The sequence below is a fragment of the Halanaerobacter jeridensis genome, from assembly GCF_016908315.1.
Classification (GTDB): Bacteria; Bacillota; Halanaerobiia; order Halobacteroidales; family Halobacteroidaceae; genus Halanaerobacter; species Halanaerobacter jeridensis.
Genome location: NZ_JAFBDQ010000005.1, coordinates 1 through 17,988, shown reverse-complemented (window position 1 = coordinate 17,988; position 17,988 = coordinate 1). Strand labels below are relative to the sequence as shown.

The 17,988-nt window shown below is 29.3% G+C and carries 17 protein-coding genes; 16 read left to right on the top strand and 1 reads right to left on the bottom strand.

All coding sequences use genetic code 11. From position 1 onward, the window contains the following. The first annotated feature begins 90 nt into the window (after positions 1-90). The 16 genes from JOC47_RS05720 to JOC47_RS05650 all read left to right on the top strand — a co-directional run bounded on the left by JOC47_RS05720 (position 91) and on the right by JOC47_RS05650 (position 17,315). Complete coding sequence (locus tag JOC47_RS05720; protein ID WP_204701107.1) at positions 91-222, top strand: TetR family transcriptional regulator; 132 nt, start codon at positions 91-93, stop codon at positions 220-222. Positions 223-279: 57 nt separating this feature from the next. Continuing rightward, entirely contained in the window at positions 280-732 is a 453-nt protein-coding gene (locus JOC47_RS05715) for a hypothetical protein (RefSeq protein ID WP_204701106.1), read from the top strand. A gap of 14 nt (positions 733-746) precedes the next feature. Beyond that, positions 747-959: a hypothetical protein gene (locus JOC47_RS05710; RefSeq protein ID WP_204701105.1), complete on the top strand. Its 213-nt coding sequence runs from the start codon at positions 747-749 to the stop codon at positions 957-959. A gap of 99 nt (positions 960-1,058) precedes the next feature. Next, positions 1,059-1,178 carry a KTI12 family protein gene (locus JOC47_RS15895; protein WP_239550945.1) on the top strand — a complete coding sequence of 40 codons (120 nt, stop codon included), beginning with the start codon at positions 1,059-1,061 and terminating at the stop codon, positions 1,176-1,178. 180 nt (positions 1,179-1,358) lie between these two features. Beyond that, the gene (locus JOC47_RS05705) at positions 1,359-2,177 is read left to right on the top strand and encodes an MBL fold metallo-hydrolase (RefSeq protein WP_204701104.1); all 819 of its coding nucleotides are present in this window, start codon (positions 1,359-1,361) and stop codon (positions 2,175-2,177) included. 31 nt (positions 2,178-2,208) lie between these two features. Then, the gene (locus JOC47_RS05700; RefSeq protein WP_204701103.1) at positions 2,209-2,997 is read left to right on the top strand and encodes an EFR1 family ferrodoxin; all 789 of its coding nucleotides are present in this window, start codon (positions 2,209-2,211) and stop codon (positions 2,995-2,997) included. A gap of 171 nt (positions 2,998-3,168) precedes the next feature. Then, complete coding sequence (locus JOC47_RS05695) at positions 3,169-3,834, top strand: methyl-accepting chemotaxis protein (protein WP_204701101.1); 666 nt, start codon at positions 3,169-3,171, stop codon at positions 3,832-3,834. A 353-nt stretch (positions 3,835-4,187) separates the two neighbouring features. Next, a complete protein-coding gene (gene xerA, locus JOC47_RS05690; protein ID WP_204701099.1) occupies positions 4,188-5,228 on the top strand; it encodes a site-specific tyrosine recombinase/integron integrase in 1,041 nt (346 codons plus the stop codon). A gap of 136 nt (positions 5,229-5,364) precedes the next feature. Further along, complete coding sequence (locus JOC47_RS05685; protein ID WP_204701097.1) at positions 5,365-6,033, top strand: Asp23/Gls24 family envelope stress response protein; 669 nt, start codon at positions 5,365-5,367, stop codon at positions 6,031-6,033. Positions 6,034-6,460: 427 nt separating this feature from the next. Next, positions 6,461-6,919, top strand: a complete 459-nt coding sequence (locus JOC47_RS05680) for a hypothetical protein (protein ID WP_204701095.1) — start codon at positions 6,461-6,463, stop codon at positions 6,917-6,919. 23 nt (positions 6,920-6,942) lie between these two features. Beyond that, positions 6,943-7,974 (top strand): YaaC family protein, encoded by a 1,032-nt coding sequence (locus JOC47_RS05675; protein WP_204701093.1) that lies wholly within the window; start codon positions 6,943-6,945, stop codon positions 7,972-7,974. A 233-nt stretch (positions 7,975-8,207) separates the two neighbouring features. Continuing rightward, a complete protein-coding gene (locus JOC47_RS05670) occupies positions 8,208-9,065 on the top strand; it encodes a hypothetical protein (protein ID WP_204701091.1) in 858 nt (285 codons plus the stop codon). 926 nt (positions 9,066-9,991) lie between these two features. Continuing rightward, complete coding sequence (locus JOC47_RS05665; protein ID WP_204701089.1) at positions 9,992-11,719, top strand: ATP-dependent nuclease; 1,728 nt, start codon at positions 9,992-9,994, stop codon at positions 11,717-11,719. Further along, the gene (locus tag JOC47_RS05660; protein ID WP_204701087.1) at positions 11,709-13,499 is read left to right on the top strand and encodes a UvrD-helicase domain-containing protein; all 1,791 of its coding nucleotides are present in this window, start codon (positions 11,709-11,711) and stop codon (positions 13,497-13,499) included. The genes JOC47_RS05665 and JOC47_RS05660 overlap by 11 nt, the downstream gene beginning before the upstream one ends. Positions 13,500-13,848: 349 nt before the next feature. Further along, positions 13,849-15,309 carry a hypothetical protein gene (locus tag JOC47_RS05655; RefSeq protein WP_204701085.1) on the top strand — a complete coding sequence of 487 codons (1,461 nt, stop codon included), beginning with the start codon at positions 13,849-13,851 and terminating at the stop codon, positions 15,307-15,309. A 1,424-nt stretch (positions 15,310-16,733) separates the two neighbouring features. Continuing rightward, positions 16,734-17,315, top strand: a complete 582-nt coding sequence (locus JOC47_RS05650) for a COMM domain-containing protein (RefSeq protein WP_204701083.1) — start codon at positions 16,734-16,736, stop codon at positions 17,313-17,315. A gap of 139 nt (positions 17,316-17,454) precedes the next feature. Here the strand turns inward: JOC47_RS05650 and JOC47_RS05645 are convergent. Next, positions 17,455-17,988: transposase (locus JOC47_RS05645; RefSeq protein WP_204701081.1), on the bottom strand; the 534-nt coding region annotated here is incomplete at its 5' end.

The following is a 17,988-nucleotide window of genomic DNA, read 5'->3' as shown; positions in this document are numbered from 1 at the left end:
TTTTTCTTGATAATAATTAAAAAAAGAGTAAAATGTAATTAAGTAAACTATTAGTTTATTTAATTACACTTTCATGAAAGGAGATAGATTATGGGCGTTGAATCAAGAAAAGAAAAAGCAAAAGAAATAAATAGAACAGAGATTGTTGATGCGGCAGAAAAATTATTTTTTGCCTACGGTTATGAAGATACTACCATGAGTGAAGTAGCCCAAGAAGCATAATTTAGTAAACGAACTATTTATGTTTATTTCAATAGTAAACAGCAGTTGTATTTAGCAGTGATTATTCGGGCTTTTGAACAATTTATTAAGTTGATAGAACAGAATTTAGAAGCTATGTCTGAACAAAATGGTTGGGTCAAGATTGAGACAATTGGCCGTAGTTTTTTAGAGTTGTATCAAGAATATCCCGATTACTTTAAGGCAATCGCTAATTATGAAACCCAAAAAGAAGATTTTAGTAGTGATGATCAGTTGATGCAGGAGTATTATCAAAAGGGAGAACAGGCTTTTGAGTTTTTAACTACTGCGGTAAAAGAAGGAATAGCAGATGGAAGTATTAGAGAAGATATAGATGTTACTGATACAGCATTAATTCTGTGGGCCAATATTATGGGAGTTAATAGTTTGGTGGCTAAAAAGAAAGCTTATTTAGAAGGATATCATCAGCGAGAAGTAGAAGAGATCATAACAGCTATGTTCGATTTTGCTAAGCGGTCTATTAGAAAATGACTGGAGGGAATAAAATGTTAAACAAAAATAAGATATTGTTGTTAGGATTGATGTTAATAATAGCTATTTTGTTGTTAGGAATGAGTAATACTCCCCCAGAAAAAGAAATAATTAAGACGAGACAAGAACTAGCTGGAAAAGAATTAAAATTAGAAATGTTGGAGTTTCAAGAAGGGGAGCCGATACTAAATTTTGTTTTTGCGCAGAACTTTGCGGAATTTGATTAACTGGTGTGCAGTTTTAGTTGAATCAATTGAATGAGAATTAAGTTTTACAGAGAAATATTATAGTAATTAGAGTTTTATGTGATAAAACTGAGAGGTGAAGTGTTAGGGGAAGAAAATTTAATTTTAGTAGAAGGGCTGCCTAGTGCAGGAAAGACTACTGTATCAAGGTCAGTTAATCAATATTTAGTGGAGCAAGAGGGGAAGGACAGAATATTTTGAGGAAGGTGCCTATAATCATCCGGCTAATTTTGAAGCAGTAACGTATTTTGATGAAAGAGGATTTCGTAAGTTGTTGGCCCAGAACAAAGAATAAAATATTAGTAAGGGAGAATAAATTAATTCAGTGGAATATATTGTTGCTTGGATTAAAAGTAATTAAATTAGTGGAGGTTTTTTTCAATGAAGACGAAAGAGCAGTGGTTTGAAGTACAAGAAATAACAGATGATATTTTAGCAATTGATGATAATGGTGATAATACTATTTATTTAGTTAGAGGTAGTAAGCGAGCTTTATTAATTGATACTGGCTGGGGTATAGGAGATTTAAAAGAATTAATTTCTGAATTGACAGAACTGCCAATAGTAGTAGTTAATACTCACGGTCATCCTGACCATGTAGGTGGAGCTTATCAATTTGATAATGTTCACATCACTAAAGCTGATGCAAAATTATTAAAAGGATGTTTTGAACGAGAAAGTAGGGAGTGGGCTTTAGAGAAAGCACAACGGGGACCTTATCCCCCACAATTTGATGTAGAGGGATGGCTTGAAGCAGATTATAATAATTTAATTTTCATAAAAGATGGTCATCAATTTGACTTGGGAGATAAAAATATTGAAGTAATTGCCCTGCCTAGTCATTCTGCAGGTAGTATTTGTTTGCTTGATAAAGAAGATAAAGCATTATTTACTGGAGATGCAATAGTAGAGGGGCACATTTGGTTGCAGTTAGGAAGTTCAAAGTCATTAAATACATTTTTAGCCGGACTCAAGAAGATAAAAAGTAGAATAGATGAATTTGATATGGTTTTACCAGCGCACAGAAGGACCCCTTTAGAAGCAGATATAGTTGATGAATTGATAATAGGAATAGAAGGAGTTTTAGCTGGTGAAATTAGTGGAAAAGAACATAGAACCTTTGCTGGTGATGGTTTGTTGTATGAGTTTGATAAGACAGCTATTGTTTATGATCAGGAAGGAAGAGAAAAAAGTAAATAAGGTAGTAAAATTAATTGAATAAAGGTGATCAATGATGCTAAACAAAATATTTTATTTTTCCGGAACAGGGAATTCTTTATTTGCTGCTCGTCAGATAGTAGAGAAACTTGATAATGTTGAGTTAGTAGCTATTTCTGAAGCTATGAATAATTGTGATAGTTTAGAAGCAGAAAGAATAGGTTTTGTCTTTCCAGTTTATGCTTGGGGTCTGCCGAGGATTGTTGCAGATTTTGTGAAACAGATTAAACTAAGTGGGGAAGAGTATACTTTTGCTGTAGCTACTTGTGGAGGAACACCAGGAAATACTTTGATTCAGCTAAAAGAGTTGTTGAATAAAAGTGGAGGAGATTTAAAAGCGGGATTTGCAGTAAGAGAGGCTAGTTATACTTTTTTAGAGGAAAATATTTTTATGAAAATAATGAGGAATATTGCAGGAGAACCGCCTCTTCCATTTGCAGAACGATTATCAGAGATTATTGAGGTAGTTGAGAATAAGCAGCAGCACAAATTAGAAACTAGCTCAAAATTAGCTAATTTTTTGGGGGGAATGATCCATAAAGGTGCAATTAAGCAATTCAAAGAAGCCGCAGCTGATTTTTGGTCAACTGAAGATTGTAATTTATGCGGTAAGTGCGTAGAACTTTGTCCTAGAGGTAATATTAGTTTAGTTGATGATAGTCCAGTCTGGGGAGACGATTGTGAATTGTGTTTTGCCTGTATACAGTGGTGTCCAGAAGAAGCAATTCAATATCAAGAAGTTAGTATAGGTAAACAAAGAGATCATAATAAGCAAATATCATTAGAAGATATGATAGAATAATATTTTTAGTAGTTAAAGGGAATAAATTAAAAACTTATCAAGTATCCTTAGTAACAAAACAATATCTATTTTTAAACTCAATTACCTTAATTCCACTAATTATTAGTTGAATATTATATAATTACAGATACTATATTAGCTATGTTTGGCCCTACTACTTAGATTTTAATTATGGTTATTTTTATTTTCACTGGAATTGTTGCTATTTTGTTAATTAATAAATCAATTCATTTAATAAATTTGGCAGAAGAAAAACAGGCTGAAGCTTTAGATTTAAGTCAGAATTTAAATATCATTATTAATAATATAAAAGAAAAAGTTGGAGAAGTTACTGCTACTAGTCAACAATTATCAGCTGCTGCTGAAGAAGGGAATGCCTCAATTGAAACTAGTTCTTCTTTGATTGAAAAAATGGCACTTAAAATACACGGTATATCTAATAGTATTAACGAAGTAGCAGAATTTGCTCAAAAAACTAATAAGAGAGTTCAGTTGGGTAGCAAAAAAGTTCAAAAAGCAATTGACAGTATGGAAGACATTACTGATTCTGTAAGTCAAACAGTAAAAACGATTAATCAGCTTGATCATAATTCTGAAGAAGTTGGGAAAATAATTAAATTGATTGATAATATAGCAGAACAGACTAATTTATTAGCTTTAAATGCAGCAATAGAAGCTATAAACAATTCCACCCAAACTTTAGCTGAAAATAGTGATGAAGTTTTGGATGTATCACAAGAAATAACTCATATGTCTGATGACATTGCAGCTTCTTCTCAGCAATTAGCAGATGTAGCTGAAGGTTTAAATCAATTAGTTCAGAAGAATGATGTTTAATAATAAATATTAATTTTGATTGAGTAACTTATTTGTTGTTGGCCCTAGTTTATAGATAAAAAAGAATATAAACTTTAATTTGCTATCAAAATTATTTTGATAGCTTTTATTTTTTTGTAAAAATAAGTAGAATAAATTGATTTTAACGATGAATGTGCAGGAAAATATTTTTTAGTGGAGAAAAATAAAAGTATAACTAGAATATGCTATAAATGTATATAATCAATAATATAATAAGAAAAGCTAGTTGCAAATATATTTTAATGTATATTAGCTCTTAAATTTGGTTATAATGTTATAAAATCTATTTTTTGTTAGATTTAATTTTATGCGTGCGAGAGAGGAGCTAATTTATGACATTAAGAATTGAAAAGTTAGAAGGACAACTAGCTGTTAAATTTGATTATTCGGAAAGAAAAATTAAAAAAATTAAAGAAATTAATAAGCGGGAATGGGCCCCTAAAGCTAGAGCATGGTTAGTACCTTATGATTATGATATTTTAGAACAGTTAAAAGAGAAATTTGTTAATGAAAGAATTATAATTTCCAGTGCTTTAGAAAATGAACTAGTAATTAATGAACTAAAAAATCAGTTAAATTTAGAAGGTTATAGTGAAAAGACGGAAAAAGTTTATATGAGTCATATTAGGCAGTTTGCACGATTTATTAATAAGAAGTTATCACGAGTGACTGATGCTGAGATTAAGGATTATTTGTTGGATTTATTAGACCAAGATTTATCACATTCATTTGTTAACCAGGGGATTAGTGCTATTAAGTTCTTGGCCCGGGAAGTATTGGATAATAAAGATATTTCAGTTGTTTTATCACGACCACAAAAAGAAAAAAAGTTACCGGAAGTATTAAGTAAAAAAGAAGTAGCGAAGATTTTAGATAGTCTAGATAACCCCAAACATAAAACAATTTTGTATGTAGTTTATTCTGCTGGATTAAGGGTTAGTGAAGTTGTTAAACTAAAAATGGATGATATTAATAGTGATAGAATGCTAATTAAAATTAATCAAGGGAAGGGGAGAAAAGATCGCTATACGATCTTATCAGAATCTTGTCTGAAACAGATAAAAATGTATCATCAATTATATCAACCCGAAAAGAGGTTGTTTCCTGGAGGCAAAGAAGGAGAACACTTAACTACAAGATCAGTACAAAGAATATTCAAAAAAGCCTGTAGAAAAGCTAATATTACTAAAGATGTTTCTGTACATACTTTAAGACATTCTTTTGCAACACATTTATTAGAGCAAGGAACTGATTTACGATACATCCAAAAATTATTAGGACATAAGAGTTCTACTACTACTGAAATATATACTCATGTCAGCAAAAGAGATATTGCAAACATAGAAAGTCCGTTAGATAATTTAATCAACTAATCTGATTTTAACGACACAATCATCGTAAATATAAGGAACAACTATAAATTATGATTTTTGTGTCGTTAAAAAATAAGTTATGTGAAACTTCTTATAAAACTTTTTATCTATATTGCAAAAGGAGAGCAAAACAATTATGAAAAAATCTAAGGATATTGATATTGAACAAAAAAATAACAAAGGAAAGATTAGGATTTCTAAAGAAGTAATAAAAATTTTAATTGGGGTTATTGTTAGAGAAATAGATGGAGTAATTGATACGCAGGGAAGTTTTTTTGATGATATTCGTGTATTATTAGGAATAAATAATTTATCTAAGGGAATAGAATATAGAATAATTGATGACGGATTTATTATTGAAATTAATGCAATAATAAAAGATGAAATGCAAAGTAATATAGTAGCCCAAGAAATAAGAGATACTGTAAAATATAGATTGAAACATAAAACAGGAATTGAAGTTAACAAGGTTAAAGTTAATATAAAAAAATTTGATTATACTGAACCAGATGATCCAAGTAATAGATTATTTCCTAAATATAAATTAGGAAATGAAAATAATATTGAATTGAATTCAATTAGTATTGAAGATGAAAAATATAACAAGATAGAAGAGTTAGTGGGAATAGTTGTTAGAGAGATAGATGGGGTAGTAGATACTAATGGAGGTAGTTTTTTGAATGCGCTTAAGGATATATTAGGTTTAAAAGATTTATCTAAAGGTGTTGAGATTGAAAGACAAGGTGAAAGAATTACTGTTAACTTAAATATAATTGTTGATTCTAGAAAAAAGTTTATAAAGTAGGGCAAACAATTCAAGATATTGTGAAAAAAGAATTAGAAAATAGAATTAGATTTAAAATAGAAAGGATTAATGTTTATATACCAGGAGTTGAGTTGCAAATTGAGGAGTAAAAGTAAGGTTGAATATAATATTAGTATAAAATAATTCGAATTATAGTTGTTTGATATGAGTATTTATTATTATGCTAAATTTTAATGAGGGTTTTAATTTTATTGGGGATTATTTTTTATTAACCGATCAGAAGCATCACATAACATGGGGTTAGCGACATCTAGGCTAGGAGGATGGGTGAAGGTAGAGATTACATATGAAAGTTTTATAGGAAGGACAAGTTATAAGAGGGTTGAGCTAGACGTCGCGAACCCCAGGGACGTTAGACGACATTTGCTTTTGTTATATTATATTTTTTAAAGGAGGAAATTTATTTGTGAATGATGTTCATAAAAAACCAACACCATTTCAAAAGAATATAGCAATTAAATTAGAAGTTGATATTTCTAATGATACTCGTAATGTAGCAAGTGCAAGGATTTATGATGCAGTTGAACCAGCAATTGATCCTAATATGGAATTTAATGAGTCTACTGAAAAACAAATTGAATTTGGAGAAGAATTGGGTTTAGATCTTAAAAACAATTCGTTGAGAGTTGCCTCAGCAAAAATTGAGGATAAATTAAAAGAAAATAATAAGCAAGCAATTGAAGAATTAAATTTAAAGCCTGGAGACAAAGTTAAAAAGAAAAGTAAAGTTGAAATTGATGGTGAAGAAAAGAAGTATATTACTAAACATGTTGTTTCTTCTATAGGAAAAAATTATAGAGTTTATTTTAAAGGAGGAAATGGTCAAGGAGCTTGGCCTACACAGTTAGAAAAAGTAAATTTGTGACAAGGGAAAAAGGGAGGTAAATAATGAAAAATGTTTGGTCTAAGATATCTTTGTATGAAAGCAAAGATTTAGTTTCAAAATTTTATGAAGAGAAGCATGATAGAGAACTTTCGGCTGGAAAAGCAGAGGAAATAGTTTCTCATATTACTCAAGGAAGAGAATATTTTTCCAGTGCAAAACAGGCTGATAATGTTGTATCTCCTCTATTGTTTTATTACGGAGTAGTTGCATTTTGTCGTGGATTAATTTTATTTTTAGATCCTTTTGCAAGAGTAACTAGCCTTAAACCATCTCATGGATTAAGAGTGAAAAATTGGACCCAAAAACTTTCAGATGGAATAGAAGAAGTACCTAATTTGAATGTTGAGATTACTTCTGGCACATTTTCTAAGTTATGGGAGGTTACAGAAAATATTGAGAGAAGTTCAATATATATAGCTCCATATCCAAATCGAACTAAAATAAAACAATATGGGGGTAAAGAAGATAGTAATAATTTAATTACTATTAAAGAAATATTAGCGAGGATTCCGGAATTACAAAATATATATGAGAATACTTTTGATGATTATTCTAAATGTTATAATGCAATTGTTTTTTGTTTATCTGAACAAACAGATATTGCAGTGTTAGAAACTAGTATTGGGTTACCTAATAAGGAATTAGTTAGAGATGACTTTGGTTTACCAAAAGACATTAAAACGAGAAAGAAGGAAAAACATAATTTTGCAGGTAATTTAGAAAATATATCTTTTAGAATAATTCATTCTTCTAATGAAGAGTTTTATAATAGAGTTCCGTTTGTAAAAAATGATAGAAAAAATAATATATTTGCTGTTGCCCCTTTAGCTGATAATTTAAATTTTTCTTCTTTATTAACTATTTACATTATTTCATATGCGATTGGTATGTTAGTTCGATATTATCCAACTCATTGGATGTCAATGATTACTAGTTCAAAAGGAGATTTTTCTTATCCGCTTTTAAAAGAAGCTATTGCTGTAATTGAATATAAATTCCCAAAATTAATAATTGAAGAAATAGAGAGAAGGTAATGATTTTTATCAAGCAAACATCGTCTAACATAGGGTTAGCGACATCTAGGTTGAGAGGTTAGGGAAGGTTAGGAATTGAATATTGAGTTTTAGAGGATGGACAAGTTATAGGAGGGTTTAGCTAGACGTCGCGAACCCTAGGGACGTTATCCGAAACCCGGCTTAGCTGCTATTTTTATTGAAAGAAATACATATTAAAAACATTAAAAACCATAATTTAGGGGAGGCAGATTATGAAGAAGTTAAGTGTTTTATTATTGATTGTATTGCTATTGGTTTTGACAGTGAATGTTTTAGCAGATGATGTAACTACTAAGTTAAATGAGGATTATGGTTTAACAGAAGAGAAACTAAAACAAGCTGAATTAAGTACTAATAAGGCTAAAACTAAATTATATGACGAATTAGAAGAAATAAGCAAATTAGAAGATAAATTTATGAAACCAGGAGAATTCGCAGAAAATTTAATTGAAATAGATATATTGACTAAAGATAATCTTTCTAATTTAGATTTAGCTTATAAAGAGTTGTTGAAATCAGAGAATAAAAGATTGAGAAAAGATTTTATAGAAGCTCCTAGTTGGGTTAAAAGCAAAATAAAAGAAATATTAAATGAAGGTGAGAGTAGTAAGGAAAGTACTGAATGGAGTGATGAAGAGTTAAGTGCATTAGATGAGGCAGTTGAGCAGTCTGATAAGAAATTACAACAAGAAAAGAAGGAAACACAACAAGAAAAGAAGGAAACACAACAAGAAAAGAAGGAAACACAACAAGAAAAGAAGGAAACACAACGGTTAAAACAAAGATTAGAAATGTTAAAAGAAATTGAAGAACAATTAGAGCAAGAGAATGAAGAACTAGCAGAAGAGAATGAAGAACTAGCAGAAGAGAATGAACAATTGGAAGAAAAATTAAAATCAGTAAACAATAAATTGAGAAATAAAATAGAAAGATTTATAGAAAAAATAGAAAATAGTAAAAAAGTAAATCAAAAATATGTAGACTGGGCTATAGAAACTCTAAATGAAGCGAAGGGTTTATATGATAATGAAACAAAAAGTGAATATTTAGATATATTAAAAAGTTACTAGGTTAAAAGAGGGATATATTTTTTATAGAAGCCGGGCGTCGGATAACATGGGCTTAGCGACATCTAGGTATAGAGGATAGGGCAGGGTTGCAGCACTGACTTATGAAATTTATGAGGATAAGCAAAAGTATAGGAGCAGTCCCGAGACGTCGCGAAGCCCAGGGACGTTATGTGACATAGTTAGCAAATGGGTTTGTTTGTATTAGAATAGAAAATGCTGCAGAATTCTATAACCGGTCAAGAGATAGAGTAGATGCTTTTTTATATTAAGGAAAAGAAATATAGAGTTAAGGCTTATATAAGTTATGTGGAAGTATATTTGTTTGAAGTTAGTCCAGTAGCGATGCCTAGGCTATATTTTGGGCGTTGGTATAATTTTTCGGCGAAAATGCTCAGGTTTAGAGGCAAATTTTTGAGTATAGTGAAGTTAAAAACACATTTAGAAACCATTTTAGGGAAGGATATCTACTCTATCTCTTTCGGTTTATTCTTTTTTTAAAGTTATAGAATTATAGTTGTAAGAGAACTCTAATTAGAGCTGTTTGGGAAGGATTGTGAAAGAAAAGTCTCATTAGCAAAGGTGAGTAGAATAGGTTTAGCATAGTTTAGAAGTGTTTGCATAGGTTTTGGAGAATATAGAAAATATCTTTTGCTAACTACATCACATAACATGAGCTTAGCGACATCTAGGTAAGAGGATAGGGCAGGGTTGTAGCACTGACTTATGAAATTTAGGATGATGAGCAGAATAGAGGAGCAGTCCCGAGACGTCGCGAACCCCAGGGACGTTATCTGACATAGCCATTTTGAAAAAGAGGTTATCCAAAGAGATTAAGATCAAATATAATTTTTCTTGATTTTAATCGATGAACTAATTTTATTTAAATTAGAAGATTAATTACTTAAATTGAAACGGGGGCAAAAAAAATGTTTGTAAGTGAAATAAAAGAAGTAAAAAATTTCAAGAATTTAAGCGGACTAAATTTTAAATTTGATGAGGAAATTAATTTTTTAGTTGGAGAAAATAATGTTGGTAAAACTAATGTAATGGAGTTGCTTAATTGTTTATTACGTAAGGGTAAATTCTATGAAGAACATTTTGATGATACAAAGAAGGAGATATCTGTTAAATTCACTATAAGTTACAATAAAGATGAATTGGGTTTTTTTGAAAATAATTTTGATATTGATGATGAATATAGTTTAACTATTATAGCAACTCAAGAAGATATTTATAGTCGAATTGAATATAAACATGCATCTCCGGCAGATACATATATAAATCCAATAACTATTAAAAAAATCAATTTTATTTATTATTCGTCATTAAGGAATCCTAGCAAAGAAATAGATTTTTCAAAAAACACTGGAACTGGAAAAGTTTTAAATTACTTAGTTGAAAACATTTTGGAGGAAAGAGATATAGAAAATTTAGATTTAATTAATATTAGTGATGTTAATGAAATTGTTGATGATTTAAATAAAAAAATATATAAAATAAATGGGTTAAAAGGAGAAGTAATTGAAGCATTTGTGGATGATGATGAGCAGAATATTGTTAGTCGAATTTTAGAGGTAGGAGACAATACAGGTAAAAGTTTAAATGAACTTGGTGATGGCTTACAATATTCATTTAATATATTTTTATATATTTTAGATTTGTTAATAAAATTAAAAACTAATAAGAAAGAAGAAAAATTTAATAATATTTTAATTAATGATGATGAGGGAAATAGATATTTACCAATTGTAATTGCTTTAGATGAACCTGAAATACACCAACATCCATATAGACAAAGAGCATTAATTAAAGGTATAAAAAGAATTATTGATAATAAGAATGAAGACTTTATCAAACTTCTCGAAGAATTATTTGAAATAGATGGTTTGATTGGACAAGTGTTTGTTGTTACACATTCTCCTAATATATTATTAAATAACTATAAACAAATTACTAGATTATATAAGGTTAATGATAAAGTTAATGTAAAGTGTGGTAGAAATATAGATTTTAATGATAAAACTCATAAACACTTAATAAGAAGTTTTATGTATATTAAAGAAGCTATGTTTAGTAAAGCTGTAGTTCTTGTAGAAGGTGATACAGAATTCGGAGCTTTACCAGTACTTATTGAAAGAATAGGATATGATATTGATGAAGAAAGTATTGGAATTATAAAACTTGATGGGGCTGGTAGTGTTCTTAGATGTATGAAACTTTATGATGCATATGATATTAGAGCTATAGCTATAATTGATAAAGATCAAGAAGAAAAATATAAAAATGAAGATGGAATATTTTTCACAAATGAAATAGATTTTGAAGCAGAAATATATAATAGTTTTGATTTTAATGATTATTTGCTTTATCAAAAGGAAGCAGATAAAATTACTCCTTTTATAAATTATTTAAAAAAGGAGATGGAAGAATTTAGTCCCAGACTTTTTATAGAAGCTCCTGAAGAATATGAGGTTCCTGAGGAAGTTAAAAATAGAATTATGCTAAATTATCAAGAAGAAGAAATAAAACAATTAAGGAATAAAAAAAATGCTTTAAATGGTTCTCTTTTAGCAAAATATGTTACTAATGTGCCTGAAGTTTTTAAAGATATTATAGAAGAATTAATGAATGGAGTAGAAGATAATGAAGAATAAAAAAGCTATTTCTAAATCAATTGAGGATATTCATGGAAAAGATGAAGAGCAACTTGATTTTATTTTCAGTCAAAAACAAAGAATAATTGTAACTGCTCCAGCTGGATATGGGAAAACCAAAACAATGATTAGTAAAATTGCTTACAAAATAGTTACAGATCCGACAATACATCATAAAAAAATATTAGCCCTTACATTTAGCGTAAATGCAGCTAATAAAATTAAAAAAGATACTAATGAATTATTACCTGAATTATTAGATGATGAAAATGTTGATTTATCCAAGAAACTTGATGTAGCAAATTATCATAATTTAGCAAGAATTTTGTTAAAAAAACATGGATATTTATTAAATAAAAATTTGGGGGCTATGGATTCTTTTAGAATAGTATCCGATTATTCAGCAGTGCTAAAGGATTATCTATCATCTTCGGAAATGGACATTTTATCAGAGTATGACAAATGTATTAAAAATTTTAATGGGTTTGAAAAAGAAAATATTGATAATGTTGAAAAGTTAGAAAGCAATTATTTTGAGATTTTAAACGAAATATTAATCCCTAATGAAGTTATTACATTTAATGGATTATTGCTTTTTTCCTATTATTTATTAAATAAGAAATCAATTAGAAATTTTTATCAGCAATATTATAAAATGATTATTGTTGATGAATTTCAAGATACTAATTATTTATCATATAGATTGCTTACAAAATTAATGGGAGAAAACGAAATTATTTTAATGGGAGATAAAATTCAGAAAATTTATGGCTTTATTGGAGCTATTCCTGATTTGTTTGACCATATGGCTGAGGAATTTAATATGGAAGAAATGAGATTCAAAACAAATCATAGATTTGATGATAATGAAAAGATGAAAAAATTAGACAGTTATATTCGTAGTATCTTTTTAAATTATAGTGAGATGGATTCTTTTGATAAAGAAGCTGAAATGAATTTTAAATTTTTTAAGAGCAATCATAAAGAAGCCGAGTTTATTGTAGAACATATTAAAGATAAGATTAGTGATTCTGATGATGTATCTATTTTGTGTCGAGCTAGTTATTGTACTAATGAGGTAATTGAAAAATTAGAAGAACAATCTATTTCCTATTTTAATGGATTATTCAATGATACTGACAGAGAATATGTAGCTTTTCATGAGAAAGCTTTAGATGTGTTTTTGGAAGAAAGTGGTATCAATCAATCTATTGCAAAACGTGTACTAAGTAGAGTTGTTGATAGAATGGAGGAATTGCTTACTGAAGATATATATGAAGATGATACAATGTATATATATAATTCCTTGTTAAGGTTATTAAAAAAATTGTTTCAAAAAACTAAAGCAGAAAATATATCAAAAAATAAAAAGTTTGAAAAGATTTCTTTTGTGTTAGAAAATGAATCTTTAAAGCATTTAATGAATGAAATTGATGAAAGGATAACAATAACTACAATACATGGTGCCAAAGGATTAGAATGGGATTATGTATACATTCCTAGAGTTACAGCATACTCATTTCCTACTTCAAAAGGACTTTGCAAGTTGTGTAGTGCTAAACAAGGGAAGGAAGAGTTTGATAAATGTTGTAAATTCCAGTTTTTGTCTTCTTTAAGAGAAGAATTTGAAGAAGTGCTTAGCATTTTTTATGTTGGGATTACCAGAGCCAAGAAGGATGTGTTTTTATTTGCTAATATGGGGCTTAATCGCTATGGATATCATAAAAAAGCAAGTTGTTTAATTGCCTTACCTAATCTTAATTATAACCAAAATTTTTGATGTAAGTACAGTAGTTTTTATTCGACAATGGCTACGTCAGATAACATGGGCTTAGCGACATCTAGGCACAGAGGATATGGCAGGGTTGCAGCACTGACTTATGAAATTTAGGAGCATAGGCAAAAGTATAGGAGCAGTGCCTAGACGTCGCGAAGCCCAGGGACGTTATGCGAAATGCTAAATCTTAGTTACATATTTTAGTGACAATTTTTTAGTTTGAAAAGGAAAGTGTGACATTGTATTTTTTTCCAGCTCTATGAACTATTGAATTGTCGGTATTGAAAAACTAAAAAAATTAATTGATCGCTTGATTGATTGTTTATTTATAAATAGTGAGGTGTGACATAAAATGACAACACGTATAGAAAAGATTCTTCAAGATGATGGTCCAATGGTTTCCGGAGTATTAGCTAAAAAATTAGAAGAAAAACATGAAATAACTAATGATGCAGCTAGAAAAGCTATTTCCCGGGCAAATTCTCCTGTGAAAAAAATGAAGACTATTTCTTTTAATAATAACCAACAATTTATTTATTTAAGTGATCATTTTAAGACTCAACTTTTTTATCAAAATTTAGTAAACAGTTTTGAAACTCATGCTAAAGCGTATCATTTTTTTATACAAGCAGTATTATTTCATGATGGATTTATAGATATGAATCAATTACCTAGTTATACTTGTTCTCCGATTAAAAAGTTAAAAGGACATAAACCGGCTAGCTCTATTATTGATGATTTGCTACAATTAGATGTTTTAGTTGAATATACTGATGATATATATCAGTTGAATTCATTAATAGAAGTTAGTTCAACTCATACCAGATTTAAAGCAATTGAGTTAGCAAAAGAACTAACTATTTCTAATTTTGAAGATTGGGCGAAAAAAATAAATTTCACTTCTTATAATGATGCAGAAAAGTTATCTAATAATGCGGAATTTTATAAATTTCAGTGGGGTTTTACAGCTCCATCTTATATTCTTAATTTAAGAAATGAAGATTCACCAGGATTTATTGTGGCAGATATTTTACTGGGAAAAGAAGTATTAGAAGAGCATGTTGAATATTTTTTAAATAAAATTGATATTATCAAACAGAATCATAATGTTTCTTCTTTTATCCCTATTATTATAGTAGAAGATTTAGAGAAGGAAGCTTTTCAGTTGCTTAAATCTCGAGGAATATTTATTGGATTTGTTAATGAATTATTTGATAACCAATATACTGAAGTATTGAAGTCATTAGTAAATGTAATCGAAAATGCTTCTGCAGTTATTAGTAAAAATCCTGATAAATATTTTGATTTATTTGATAAATTATCTGATTTAAGAGGAGCGTCTATTAATTTAAGAGGAGCACTTTTTGAATTGGCTGTAGGATATTATTATTCTCAATCATCTATATATATTAAAATCAATGAGGTAGTTCTTGATAAAGATAGTGGGGAAAGAAGAGAAATTGATGTTCTTGCTTATGATAATCCCGATAGATTAAGGATTGTTGAATGCAAGGGAAAGAAAGCCCCAATAGGAAAGGGGTTTGCTAAAAAATGGGTGACAGATAATATTCCTAAAATAAGAAGTTGGACTTTTCAAGAAGATGAACATAGAAATAAAGAGCTCATTTTTGAGTTATGGTCTACTGGTGGTTTTGAAAAAGAAGCAGAAGATTATTTGAAAGAACGCGCTCAAAGCACTAATAAATATCAAATAAATTATTTTTCCAAAGAAGAAATTCGAAATAAAGCCAAAGAGAAGGGAGTAAAGAAATTACGGAAAATCATTGATAATTATTTTTCAAGTGATATATAGTTGTTATCTGAGATTTAGCACTTCGCATAACAGCAGCTTAGCGACATCCAATTGTAGAGTATAAATGAGGTTAGGACTGACTTATGAAATTAAGGTTGCATTAGATTAGGTTATAGAGCATTGATGGGACGTCGCGAAGCTGCGGGACGTTATATGAAAGAGCTAAGATATTGATTTTCAGTTATAGAATCCAACCAGTAAGAGATCACTATTTTCGAGGGAAGGTTAGGAAATAGTGATTTTTTTATAGGTTTAAGATTTTTAATAGCAAATTAGGGAAAATAATAGAGCTTTTTTAGTTACTTATTTAAAAAGAAAACAAATTAGGGTTAAAAATCTTTCATTAAAACCTCAGGTAAAAGATTCAATTCAAAAAAAGCTTCAGCAATATTTTTATAACATTTCCTAACCTCTTTATCATTGTGCAAGTTTATTTATTTGGATTATTCTTAGGATAGAAGTGTGACTACTTATAAATTTTCAATGCAGAATAAAGAGCATAAGAGTTATTAAATAATCTGTGGTATAGCATGGCTAGATTGATGTAGTCAACTTCTATCTTGCAGAGAAAATTGGAAAAGGGAAAGGGGGCAGAAGAAAACCTTTCTTTATCCTTGATTAGGAATTATTAGGCTAGTCTTTTCGTTAGGAAAACCAGTGCGGTGCTGGACAGGAGTTAGGCTAAATGGAGAGCTTTTTAATTTGTTAGTAAAGAGCATTGTGATAGACGATAAAAAACTTGGAATAGCATGGCAAAATTGTATTAGCTAACTCCTTAATTTCATTTTGAATGTGAAAGTTGAAAACCCATTTTTATCTTTTTGAAAATTGGATTATTTTATGAAGGGTTTATACATATTAGCAAGAATTACATAATTGAGAGAAAAGATTCACTTATTAGGAAGATAGAAGTTTCGCCCCCTTTCCCTCAGGTAAATAGTTTTGGGCTAGGAATAGAACTGCTTTGTGATGCGTAAGAAATGATTTTTAGCTAAGATAATAGCAAAAGCAGAATTTTATCTTTGTGGTTCCGGGTCGCTCCATCATATAACATGCGATTAGCGACATCTAGGTCTAGAGGATAGTGCAGGGTTAAGCACTGACTTATGAAATTTAGGAGAATAGGCAAAGTATAGGAGCAGTAGCGAGACGTCGCGAATCGCAGGGACGTTATCCGAAATCCTATTTTAGAAGTTTTGTTTTTTATGTAGTTTTGAATATTTTTATTAATGGTTCTAATAAAAATTTTATTTTTAAAATATAATTTTAACTGTAAATTCATTAATATTTTTGTTATTATTAAAAATAAGAAAATAAAAAAGTTATCTATATATGCAGGAAAATATACTTATATATAGTATTACTTACATATGAGTATAGTTTATAAAAAATTCAAATTATAAACTTATGCGAGGAGGAATAATATGTCAGAAATTAATTTTGAAAAACAAGAAGAAATAGAAAATTTATTAACAGATAAAGAAAAGTGTGATGAAATTGTAAATTGTTTAGATGAAATGAATAAAAAAGGGATTATAGGATTGGATGTAAATTATATGTCATACGGAATAGGAGTATCAGAGACTTCATATAATGAATATATAGAAGAATATGATTTGAATGAATTTTATTTAAAATATACGTTACATATTTTAACTGAACTTATTGAAGCATTTATAGAGAAAAAATCTTTAGGAGAAAAGAATTTTGATAAAGATTTTATTGAATTAAATTCATACTTAATTGAAAAATTACGTGAAATTATTTTGACTGATGAATTCAAACAAAAATTATTATTTCATATTTCGTGTTTAAATGATAAGTTAAGGTCATTAAATTATCAAGTAATAAAAAAAGAAGAATTAGGACATAATATTACTACAGCTTTAATTGAATTAGATATCGCTTGTAATGATGGGGAAAGTAAAAAGGTTAATTTCGAAGTTAGTAAAGAAAAGGTAAAAGAATTAAGAGATAAGTTAGATGAGTTGTGTAATAAATTTTGAATTTAAAGTGAAATATAAGACGTCTTATGTCAAGTAAAAGTTTTACAAGTTAAAAAATGGAAACTAATTTGACCTAGCAATCCCCAAAGCAATAATTATAGATTTTTTAACTAATGGCAGCTAATTCAGAGATTATCAATTAACTGGCTTGATTTAAGACTTCGTACTCAGGAGTTTCAGGTAATTCATAGGTAGATTTGTCTCGCATCATAGCATAAATAATATCAACTAAGCGTCTTTTTAAGCAGACTAAAGCAGCTTTGCGTGATTTACCCTCAGCTAATTTTTTCTGATAGTATTTATAGGCAACTGGATTTTTAGGTCTGTTATTTCTAGTAGTGCCAATTTGTTGTAAAGCTAGTAGATAGAAAGCCCGGTTTAGGTTACGACAGCCGTATTTTTTCCTAGAACTTTGCTGAGATTTGCCTGAGCTGTATTCAGCTGGTGCTAATCCAGCATACCTAGCTAATTCATTAGCAGAATCAAAACGGTCAATATGACCGATTTCAGCAATGAATTGAGCTGCTAAAGTGTAACCTAATCCAGGTATAGTAGTTAATTGATAGGGGTTATCATCAATTTTTTCAGCTAATTGTTCTTTGATTTCTTCAATCTGTTGATTGATAAGTTTAAGGCGATTAATCAGCTGAGGGATAAGAGCACTTCTAGTGGT

Excerpts from the sequence above, each read along its gene's own strand:
- JOC47_RS05720 (WP_204701107.1), top strand. The coding sequence starts at position 91 with ATGGGCGTTGAATCAAGAAAAGAAAAAGCAAAAGAAATAAATAGAACA.
- JOC47_RS05710 (WP_204701105.1), top strand. The coding sequence starts at position 747 with ATGTTAAACAAAAATAAGATATTGTTGTTAGGATTGATGTTAATAATA.
- JOC47_RS05705 (WP_204701104.1), top strand. The coding sequence starts at position 1,359 with ATGAAGACGAAAGAGCAGTGGTTTGAAGTACAAGAAATAACAGATGAT.
- JOC47_RS05700 (WP_204701103.1), top strand. The coding sequence starts at position 2,209 with ATGATGCTAAACAAAATATTTTATTTTTCCGGAACAGGGAATTCTTTA.
- JOC47_RS05695 (WP_204701101.1), top strand. The coding sequence starts at position 3,169 with ATGGTTATTTTTATTTTCACTGGAATTGTTGCTATTTTGTTAATTAAT.
- xerA (WP_204701099.1), top strand. The coding sequence starts at position 4,188 with ATGACATTAAGAATTGAAAAGTTAGAAGGACAACTAGCTGTTAAATTT.
- JOC47_RS05685 (WP_204701097.1), top strand. The coding sequence starts at position 5,365 with ATGAAAAAATCTAAGGATATTGATATTGAACAAAAAAATAACAAAGGA.
- JOC47_RS05675 (WP_204701093.1), top strand. The coding sequence starts at position 6,943 with ATGAAAAATGTTTGGTCTAAGATATCTTTGTATGAAAGCAAAGATTTA.
- JOC47_RS05670 (WP_204701091.1), top strand. The coding sequence starts at position 8,208 with ATGAAGAAGTTAAGTGTTTTATTATTGATTGTATTGCTATTGGTTTTG.
- JOC47_RS05665 (WP_204701089.1), top strand. The coding sequence starts at position 9,992 with ATGTTTGTAAGTGAAATAAAAGAAGTAAAAAATTTCAAGAATTTAAGC.
- JOC47_RS05660 (WP_204701087.1), top strand. The coding sequence starts at position 11,709 with ATGAAGAATAAAAAAGCTATTTCTAAATCAATTGAGGATATTCATGGA.
- JOC47_RS05655 (WP_204701085.1), top strand. The coding sequence starts at position 13,849 with ATGACAACACGTATAGAAAAGATTCTTCAAGATGATGGTCCAATGGTT.
- JOC47_RS05650 (WP_204701083.1), top strand. The coding sequence starts at position 16,734 with ATGTCAGAAATTAATTTTGAAAAACAAGAAGAAATAGAAAATTTATTA.